The sequence below is a fragment of the Pseudomonas syringae group sp. J309-1 genome, from assembly GCF_032582135.1.
GTDB lineage: Bacteria > Pseudomonadota > Gammaproteobacteria > Pseudomonadales > Pseudomonadaceae > Aquipseudomonas > Aquipseudomonas quasicaspiana.
Window position 1 is genome coordinate 1 of the sequence record NZ_JAWHNU010000100.1, and the last position, 9,548, is coordinate 9,548.

Genomic DNA, 9,548 nt, shown 5'->3' on the forward strand with positions numbered 1-9,548 from the left:
GCTGGCCGAACGCAGATCTGAAGCCGTGGGTAACCCGGCAGGACGCCGGGTTAGCCGCATTGGGCCATGGATGGCCCTTTGCGGCGGCCCACGGTTTCAGATCTGCGGACGGGCATCCCGAGCCTAGGCGAGGGAACGAGTGGTGGGGCATGAGCCTTTTGCTTACTTTTGGGCTCCTTTCAAAAGTGAGGCGCTGTAAAAGCGCAACCAATATCAGCCGTTACCCCAACAACGGATATGTACACATAGATAATTGCGTGCAGACAACGCCGATCAATCATCCAGACTGATAATCCCTTCCCGCACACAAAACAGAACCAGCCCGGCCACGTCATGAATCTGCAAGCGCTTCATGACCTGGGCTCGATGGGTCTCCACCGTCTTGATACTCAACCCCAGCCCACCGGCAATTTCCCGAGTCGACTTGCCACGCACGATCAGACGCAGAATCTCCAACTGCCGGGCCGTCAGATTATGGTTTTGCGGCGTTTCGTTCTTTCTCGCCTGAACCCCGATCAACGCCTGATTGATCACCGTATGGGCAATCGCCGGACTCAGATAACGTTCACCACTGCTCAACGCCAGTAACGCCTGCTCCAGCTCAGTCGCTGCCGCGTCCTTGAGCAAATAGCCATGGGCACCCGCTTCCAGCGCGCGCATGATTCGCGTCGGGTCACTGTGCATGGACAGGATCATAACCTTGCTGTCCGGCAGGATAGTTCGTAACTCTTTCAAGGCATCAATGCCGTCGACATCCTTCATGGAGATATCCAGCAGGATAATGTCGGGGTTCAACTCGGTAGCCAGCGCGCTCAGTTGCGCGCCGTCGCAGGCCTCGCCGATCACTGAATAGCCCGGAATGTCGGCTACCAGAGCGCGAACGCCAGCCCTGATCAGTGAGTGATCATCAATCAACAGCAATGTGCAGGTCATCTAGCCTTCTTGTCTATGTTTGCTCGTTCATGAGCGCGCGGTACCCAAGGCAACAGCACATCGATACGTGTGCCATCGCCGGGTTCGCTGCGTATCGTCCAGGTACCGTTGAGAAGAGCCACCCGTTCGGCCATGCCGGACATGCCTCGCTGCCCCTCACGCGCCGGGTCCGCGGCGGGCGAAAAGCCAACTCCGTCGTCGCTGATGTGCAGCTCCAGACCCTGTGGCAGGCGGCGCAGGCGAACCAGAAGATTGCTTGCGTGGGCGTGGCGCAACATATTAGTGACCGCTTCCTGGGTGATGCGAAACGCAGTAACCGTCATCTCTTCCGGGATGCCGGACAGTTGCTGTTTGCACTCAAGGCTCCAGCGCACCTGACTGTCCGCCAGGGTGCGCAGCAGATGCCCGCGAAGACTGGCTTCCAGTCCCAGACTGGTCAGCTGGCGAGGGTGCAGGATGGCTGACACGTCGCGAACCTTCGCCAGGGTTTCGTCCAGGGTGTTGTTGAGTTGCGCGCTGTGTTCGAGCAGTTCGGCAGGCAGACGGCGGCGTAGCCATTCCGATTGCATCTTTGCGGCAGTGAGCATCTGTCCAATGTCGTCATGCAGCTCGCGGCTCAGGCGATGCCGTTCTGTTTCCTGAACCTGCAGCATGTGGTCGGCCAGTTCCTGCGGCTGGAAACGAATCGACCGGCCATAGCGCAACCGGGCCTGCCAGACGCTGGCAAAGGTCGCGAGATTAAGCAGCAACAGGGCGACAGGGAAGTCGTCTGAGGTCAGATACAGCGCGCTATTACCGATTGCTGCACCGATGCACAAAACGGCATTTAGCCAGAGAATGCTTCTGTTACCTGGCAGCCGATATCTGGAAATACTGGTAGGGGCGTGCATAGCGATGGAGCCATCGGGGTGGTCACTGCGGAACAACCTGCCATTGAGGATGCCAGGTCAATGTCGGACATGTCGTTTATCGTTGACTGCCTTGATTACTTGTTTTTGTCTCGTCTTGCAGATTTGATCGCACATCCTGTGTCGTCATCATTGTGGCAATAATGCTTGGGGTCGTGATCTTACCTCAATGTTCAAAGTTTGAACGAGCTGCCTGACGTTACACCGGATAGTTGGCAAGGCTGGCAGGCCTTATTGTGTCCCTTTGCGCAGAATAACCACGACCCAACAGCCCGGGAATACCGTGTGTTCTTGACGCAGCGGCGAGGCTATTTGCGGGCACGGCATGCTCTTGCTTTTACGGGTGCTCTGACGGGTGGAAAGAACCGGCGCATTGAGGCCCGTGACCGATTAAAACCGCGGTTGCTCCTGAGCCGGTTCGCAGGCTTCCAGGCCGCAGGTATAAGCAAGTTGCCCCAGCAGTTCTTTTTGTTCGGTGTCATCCAGCAGCAATTGCCCGGTATGGGGATCAATCAACTCGAGTTGCCAGGCCAGCAAGGTCAGGCAGTGTTCAAGCGTCTGAAGGGCATCGTCCGTCAGGCAAAGATTGGGGTAGGCGACGCTCAGCATGCCGCGCAACTGACGCGCGAAATCGGCAGTGCTGGGGATCAGCGCGTTATCGGCGGTTTCCGACAGTTTGAACAGGGTGCCAAGCAGGCACTCGACGGCGTCCTGATCATTGCTGATCATCTCCAGGTGCGAGAGGCATTCCTGGCAGGTGCTCAGCAGCAATTGGGATTCATCAAAGAAATCGGGGTGTGTCTGTTGCCACTCTTTACCGTTCAGCATGGGGATCTCCATAGATCATGGATCGCTCCAGTGTAGTACCCGGTGCGCACTGCGGAACGTTAATGTGGATGTGAAGTGAAAGTCTGTAGGCCGCTTCCGAATGTTTCGAAATGGAAGGCTGTGTGACGAATATTCCGGTTGGATGGAGGGTGGCGAGACAGGCGGATAGAGCGGGCGCGGCGATACATTCACCACCTGCGGCAAATCGGGACGGCAGATTTTTTGGGGTGGGCCGCGACGCAACCAAGACCTCAACTCCATTCCAAATATGAGAATGGTGTCACATTAATGGCTAAGTCGAGAGGCGCAAATCAGGTCGCCCCTGAGGGCTTCTAGGGGTTTCCCTTAGGGTGTAGAACGCTTGTCGCCTGCTGAAGAAGCGATGAAGGGCTGTTACTGGTCGGAATGAGCATCTGTCATTCGCCGACGAGTAAAGCATGATGTTAAAGTGATATCAATTTTGTATTTAACCTTTCATCGCCTTTAAGTCCCGCTGTTTTCAGCCGATAACAACTTCGCAGACTCACTGTGACCCACGCTTCAGGAGCAAGAAATGGCTGGCATTCTCGACTCAGTAGATCAACGCACACAACTGGTGGGCGAGAACCGCCTTGAAATCCTCATGTTTCGCCTGGCGGGTCGGCAGCTGTTTGCGATCAACGTTTTCAAGGTTCAGGAAGTTCTGCAACTGCCTAAACTCACGCTGATGCCGCAACGTCACTCGTTTGTGTGCGGTGTGGTCAACCTGCGCGGCCAGACCTTGCCGGTGATCGATCTGTCCCAGGCCATCGGGATGAAGCCGCTGGTACCGGGGCCGAACAGCACGATTATCGTGACTGAGTACAACCGCTCGGTTCAGGCCTTCCTGGTGGGCGGTGTCGATCGCATCGTCAACATGAACTGGGATGCCATCATGCCGCCGCCTGCCAGCGCTGGCCGTCAGCATTACCTGACCGCGATCAGTAAAGTCGACGATCAACTGGTTGAAGTCATCGACGTGGAAAAAGTCCTCGCCGAAATCGTGCCGTACAACGCCAAGGTATCCAGCGAGAAACTCGAAGACCCTGTGCTCGCCGCTGCAGTAGGCCGTGAAATCCTGCTGGTGGATGACTCCAAGGTTGCACTCAGCCAGTTGCGTGACACCCTGTCCCAGTTGGGTCTGAAGCTGCACGTGGCCAGCGATGGTCTTAAAGCATTGAACATGCTCAAAGCCTGGGCCGACAGTGGTGAGGTCATGACCGAGAAACTGTTGATGGTGTTTACCGACGCGGAAATGCCGGAAATGGATGGTTATCGACTGACCACTGAGATTCGTAACGATCCACGTCTGCGCGAATTGTATGTGGTGTTGCATACCTCGCTGTCCGGCAGCTTCAACGAATCCATGGTGAAAAAAGTGGGTTGCGACAACTTCCTCTCCAAGTTCCAGCCCGACAAACTGGTGGATGTGGTTCGTGAACGTTTGATCATGGTTCAGGATTGATCCAAGTCAAAAGCTGATCGCAGCGCCAGGGCTTGACCGGCCCCGGCGAGCCAGGAGCCAGGCGCAGCATTGATCTGCGCGCTGGCTCGCATTGTCATGCCTCGCAACAGACAAGTTCGTATAAGCTTGTGGCCTTCATGATTCCGGCGATTTCAGCCGAACAAGGACCAGGCCATGTTGCATCTCAGCGCGCTCTACCGTTTCCCCCTTAAATCCTGCAAGGCTGAAGTCCTTCAGCAGGCGTCCTTTGACGAGTTGGGGATGACCGGGGATAGACGCTGGATGCTGGTGGACGAAGCCAGCGGGCGCTTTCTGACCCAGCGGGCCTTGCCGCACATGTCTCAGCTTTCTGCGCTGTTGAACGAAGACGGTGGTGTAATCCTCCAGGCACCGGGCTTTACGGCGCTTGATATTCCTGTCCCGCAAAATATCGAACAGTCTCTGCGCGGCGTCACTGTGTGGCGCGACACGTTGCGCGTGCCGGATGCCGGTGACGAAGCCGCTCGCTGGGTCAGCGATTTCATCGGCAAACCGACCCGTATGGTGTATGTACCGGCTGACCGCGCCCGGATGTTGCCCGGCGGTCTTGGTGTCGACGAAAAGCGCGTCGGGTTTGCCGACGGTTTCCCGCTGTTGCTGATCGGTCAGGCATCTCTTGATGATCTGTCAGCGAAGATTGGTCGTCCGCAGGAAATGCTGCGCTTTCGGCCAAATCTGGTGGTGGAGGGCGCTGAGGCGTTTGCGGAAGATGGATGGAAGCGCATTCGTATCGGCGATATCGAATTTCGCCTGCTCAAAGGGTGCACGCGCTGCATCCTCACCACCATCGATCCTGCCACCGGCGAGCGCAACGCCGATCGCGAACCATTGACCACCCTGAAAACCTATCGTGAGCGCGAGGGGGATGTCTGGTTCGGGCAGAATATGGTCAATGACGGGCCGGGTATCCTTGAAGTCGGTATGCCGGTGACCGTGTTGGAGTGAGAGTCTGACTCAGATTACTTTCTTTTTTTCATCTTTTCCGGAGCCCTGCATGACAACCACAGTTCTGGTGCTGGTCGAGAGCGTCAACGAGTACCTGCACATCCTTGAAAACAATGGTTATCGGCTCATTCTGGCGCCAACTCCGGCAACGCGTGCCGAAGCCATTGCCACGCGCAGTGAGGAAATCACCGTAGTGCTGACCCGAGGGCCGCTGGGGCTTTACGCGGATGAAATTGCAGCGCTGCCGCATTTGCAAATCATCTGCGTGCTGGGTGCGGGTTATGAACACGTTGACCTTCCTGCGGCGCAAGCGCGGGGTATTACGGTCACTAACGGCGCTGGTGTAAATGCACCGACGGTGGCCGATCATACGATGTCGTTGCTGTTGTCCATCGTGCGGGATATCCCGCAGGCGGACGCATCGGTGCGCCGCGGTGAGTGGCGCAAGGTCACGCGCCCCTCGTTCGAGGGCAAGCGCCTGGGCATTCTCGGCCTTGGCGCGGTTGGCCTGGCCATCGCCCGGCGTGCAGCGGGTTTTGGCATGGTCGTGAGTTATCACAATCGCAAGCCGCGTACCGATGTGGATTTTGACTACTGCGCAACGCCGCTCGAACTGGCCAATGTCTCTGACTTTTTGATTATCGCCACGCCGGGTGGTGGCGGTACACAGCACCTGATCGACAGTCAGGTCCTTGATGCTCTGGGTCCGCAAGGCTTTGTGGTCAACATCGCCCGGGCCAGTGTGATTGATACTGCTGCTTTGGTTGATGCCCTGCAGCAGCAGCGAATTGCCGGTGCGGCGCTGGATGTCTTTGACGATGAGCCGCGGGTTCCGGATGCGTTGAAGAGTCTCGATAACGTAGTGCTGACGCCACATGTAGGCGGCTTGTCGCCGGAGGCTTCTGAAGCAACGGTGCAGATGGTGGCGGATAACCTGCAGGCGTTTTTTGCGGGTAAACCGGTGCTGACGCCGGTACATGGTTGATTGATTGCTTGAGATGAAAATTCAGGTGAGACCTTATCGCGGGCAAGCACCGCACACATGAGATTGCGCTTTTCCGTAGGGCCGGCTAAAGCCGATTTCATCAAACATCACGTCAATAATGGATTTGAAACGCAGACCTGGTAGGAGCCAACTTGTTGGCGAAGCGGAATTTCTGACGATGCCGGTTCGACGTCTCGCCAACAAGTTGGCTCCTACAGGGTCATCCGTTTGCTTCAAGACAGCGCAGCGTCTGGACGACGGGAGATCTCCTACGGGATTGCAGTCCAACATAGAATCTCCCACAGTAGATCGCATTCCAACTTGAGAATGCGATCTACTGTGGGAGCGAGGCTTGCCCGCGATATGGGCGACGCAAATATCAGGAGGTATCAGGATGCTGAGTCGTCTGCTGGGGCGCGTATTGCGCGGCCGCGGTGCCACCGAAAACAAGCTGATCTGGAACCACAAGGCTGTAGCGTTTTCGCCGGTGGTTATCGATGTGCGCAGCCCGGCGTTTGCTTCAATGGCGCAGATTCCGCTGTCCCATGTTGGTTCGGCCAAGGGCGGTAATCTGTCGCCACCGCTGGTGTGGGAAGGACTGCCGACCGGAACAAAAGAACTCGTGCTGATCATTGAAGATGCCGATGCGCCGATACCGTTTGCGTTCGTGCATGCGATTGCCATCGGCATTTCGCCGCAGCTCAACGGTCTGCCTGTCGGAGCTTTGAGCAGTGCTTCCCGCGGCCTGCTGACCTTGGGGCGCAACACGTTTGGCGGTGCGACCTACATCGGGCCGCAGCCTCTGGTCGGCCATGGCCCGCATCGATACAGCTTTCAGTTGCTGGCACTGGATCGACCGCTGGACTTTGACAGCCCACCCAATCGTAATCAGTTGCTCAAAGCCATCGACGGCGCGGTCATTGGCCGTGGACGGCTGGACGGGATTCATGAGCGTACCTGACAGATTGCACGCTCGGTGCTGGCTATTGCTGTTCGCGGGGATATGCCAGCATTGCCCACTTGCTGCATCTTGATTGACGTATTTCTGCAGGAACCTATATGAGCCAGAGTCCAACCCCGGTCGTTGCGTTGCAAATCCCCGACAGTTTGCGGATTGCACCGCGCGTGCTGTGTCATGCAACCAGCCTGCGCAAGGCGACCCGGCGCATTTCCCAGCTGTATGACGCGGTTCTGGCACCTTGTGGCCTGCGCTCTACGCAGCGTTCGATTCTGATCCAGGTGGCGCGCAATCAGGCCCCGGCAGTCACCGAACTGGCGGCGATGCTGGTGATCGATCGTTCGGCGCTGGCGCAAAATCTCAAGCCACTGGAGCGTGAGGGCCTTATCTCCGTGGGTATTGACCCGGAAGACAAGCGCAGCCGACGTGTGCGCCTGACTCAGGCCGGCGTGGACAAACTGCTGGAGTCCCAGGCGCTGTGGGAACAGGCTCAGCAGTGCTTCGAAAAGTCGCTGGGCCAGCAGCAGGCCTGTGAGCTGCGTGAGCTGTTGGCAAAAGTTGCCGCGCTGGATTACGGCGACGGTTGTTCGGCCTGAATGTCTGAATTCATATGTCTTAGGCAAACACAACACTTGTAGGCGCTGCCGAAGGCTGCGATGGCGGTCTCTCTGATACACCCCATCGCCTGCATCGCGGGCAAGCCCGGCTCCCACATAGAACCGGGTTTGCTTTGCGACAGTGCAGTGTCCGGGACGCAAAGTGCGCTAATGAAACCCAATGCAATCACCTGATCTGGAATGCTTTCCTGTAGGAGCGCGCTTGCCCGCGATGAACGATAACTCGGTCTCGCTGATACACCCCATCGCCTGCATCGCGGGCAAGCCCGGCTCCCACATAGAACCGGGTTTGCTTCGCGACAGCGCGGTGTCAGGGACACCAGGCTCGCTAAGGATGCATCGGCGGTGTGTACGCCAGTGTCGCGCCCAGAATCCACAGCAGAAACAACACCAGTGGCGTGTGCACCAGCAACTGCACGAACGAGAAGCCGATCAAATCCCGAGCCTTCAAACCCAGAACGCCTAACAGCGGCAGCATGTAGAACGGGTTGATCAGGTTCGGCAGCGCTTCGGCGGCGTTGTAGATCTGCACGGCCCAGCCCAGGTGATACTCAAGGTCATTGGCGACCTGCATCACATACGGCGCTTCGATGATCCACTTGCCGCCGCCCGACGGGATGAAGAAACCCAGGACTGCCGAGTACACGCCCATCAGCAGCGCGTAGGTGTCGTGGGAGGCGATGCTGGTGAAGAAGGTCGAGATGTGATGGGCCAGGGTCTGCGCATCCGTGCCCTTTACGGTCGTCATCAATGCCGCGATGGACCCATACAGCGGGAACTGGATCAGCACGCCCGTGGTGGTCGGCACCGCTCGCGTCACTGCATCAAGAAAGCTGCGTGGACGCCAGTGCAGCAGCGCACCGACCATGATGAACAGGAAGTTATACGTATTCAGCCCGGAAATCGCCGTAATTGCCGGCTTGGTGGAAAACTCGTTGAAGATCCAGCCGGACGCCAGCAGCACCATCAGAATGATCAGCAGCGGGCTGTATTCCAGCCATTCACCCGGACGGGTACGCGCAGGTAATGCGGGCATGCTGAATGCCGGATCGACGCCGCAGGCATGGGCATCTTTAGCGCTATTCGGGCCCGGAGCTGTTGCGTAAGCCACTACCAGCGATACCACGACCAGCGCCGCCAGCAGTACGCCGGACTGCCAGAGAAAAATGGTTTCGGTGAATGGGATAACGCCGGTGATAGCCAGAATCGAAGGTGGAAGGCTGCCGGGGTTGGCTTGCAACTGTGCCGCCGAGGATGAAAGCCCTAACGCCCACACGGCGCCGAGCCCCAGATAGGCCGCTGCACCCGCTGCGCGATAGTCCATGCGCAAGTCGGTACGGCGGGCGAGGGCGCGAACCAGCAAGCCGCCGAATACCAGCGACAGGCCCCAGTTGAGCAGCGAGGCGACCATGGAGATCAGCGCAACCCAGGCCACTGCCGAGCGCCCGTTCTTTGGAATACGCGCCAGCCGGTCGATGAGCTTTACTGCAGGAGGCGAGCTTGCCACCACATAACCGCCAATCACCACGAAGGCCATTTGCATGGTGAACGGGATCAGACTCCAGAAGCCGTCGCCAAAAGCTTTGGCAGCATCGGCAGGTCTGGCACCCATGGCCAGCGTGGCAACCGTGACGATGACCACCGCGAGCGCTGCGAACACCCAGGAATCCGGAAACCAGCGCTCCGCCCATTTGGCGCAACGCAGGGCGAAACGGGCAGAGCGGCTATCTTCGATATCGGCGGCCACGGGGTTGTCCTCTTGTATTTATTATTGGGGGTTGAATCTTTATTACATACCCACTGTAGGAGCTGCCGAAGGCTGCGATGCGGTGTGTCAGTCACTCCGCATCGC

9 protein-coding genes are annotated in these 9,548 nt (G+C 57.8%); 5 read left to right on the forward strand and 4 right to left on the reverse strand.

The window, feature by feature from the left end; all coding sequences use genetic code 11:
- Window positions 1-273: 273 nt before the first annotated feature.
- From RX972_RS28470 to RX972_RS28480, 3 genes are all read right to left on the reverse strand, one after another.
- The gene (locus RX972_RS28470) at window positions 274-933 is read right to left on the reverse strand and encodes a response regulator (RefSeq protein ID WP_231668108.1); all 660 of its coding nucleotides are present in this window, start codon (window positions 931-933) and stop codon (window positions 274-276) included.
- Complete coding sequence (locus RX972_RS28475) at window positions 930-1,823, reverse strand: sensor histidine kinase (RefSeq protein WP_255880824.1); 894 nt, start codon at window positions 1,821-1,823, stop codon at window positions 930-932. The genes RX972_RS28470 and RX972_RS28475 overlap by 4 nt, the downstream gene beginning before the upstream one ends.
- Window positions 1,824-2,231: 408 nt before the next feature.
- A complete protein-coding gene (locus tag RX972_RS28480; protein ID WP_316880579.1) occupies window positions 2,232-2,669 on the reverse strand; it encodes a hypothetical protein in 438 nt (145 codons plus the stop codon).
- A 553-nt stretch (window positions 2,670-3,222) separates the two neighbouring features.
- Between RX972_RS28480 and RX972_RS28485 the strand changes: the two genes are divergently transcribed.
- The 5 genes from RX972_RS28485 to RX972_RS28505 all read left to right on the forward strand — a co-directional run bounded on the left by RX972_RS28485 (window position 3,223) and on the right by RX972_RS28505 (window position 7,675).
- Complete coding sequence (locus tag RX972_RS28485) at window positions 3,223-4,152, forward strand: chemotaxis protein CheV (protein ID WP_122398279.1); 930 nt, start codon at window positions 3,223-3,225, stop codon at window positions 4,150-4,152.
- Between the two features lie 174 nt (window positions 4,153-4,326).
- Window positions 4,327-5,136: an MOSC domain-containing protein gene (locus RX972_RS28490; RefSeq protein ID WP_027898953.1), complete on the forward strand. Its 810-nt coding sequence runs from the start codon at window positions 4,327-4,329 to the stop codon at window positions 5,134-5,136.
- 49 nt (window positions 5,137-5,185) lie between these two features.
- Window positions 5,186-6,121 (forward strand): 2-hydroxyacid dehydrogenase, encoded by a 936-nt coding sequence (locus tag RX972_RS28495; protein ID WP_316880583.1) that lies wholly within the window; start codon window positions 5,186-5,188, stop codon window positions 6,119-6,121.
- A 394-nt stretch (window positions 6,122-6,515) separates the two neighbouring features.
- Window positions 6,516-7,082, forward strand: a complete 567-nt coding sequence (locus RX972_RS28500; protein WP_231668112.1) for a YbhB/YbcL family Raf kinase inhibitor-like protein — start codon at window positions 6,516-6,518, stop codon at window positions 7,080-7,082.
- A 98-nt stretch (window positions 7,083-7,180) separates the two neighbouring features.
- The gene (locus RX972_RS28505; protein ID WP_316880584.1) at window positions 7,181-7,675 is read left to right on the forward strand and encodes a MarR family winged helix-turn-helix transcriptional regulator; all 495 of its coding nucleotides are present in this window, start codon (window positions 7,181-7,183) and stop codon (window positions 7,673-7,675) included.
- 349 nt (window positions 7,676-8,024) lie between these two features.
- On the opposite strand, the gene RX972_RS28510 is transcribed toward RX972_RS28505, so the two are convergent.
- Entirely contained in the window at window positions 8,025-9,443 is a 1,419-nt protein-coding gene (locus RX972_RS28510; protein WP_316880586.1) for a short-chain fatty acid transporter, read from the reverse strand.
- Window positions 9,444-9,548 lie beyond the last annotated feature (105 nt).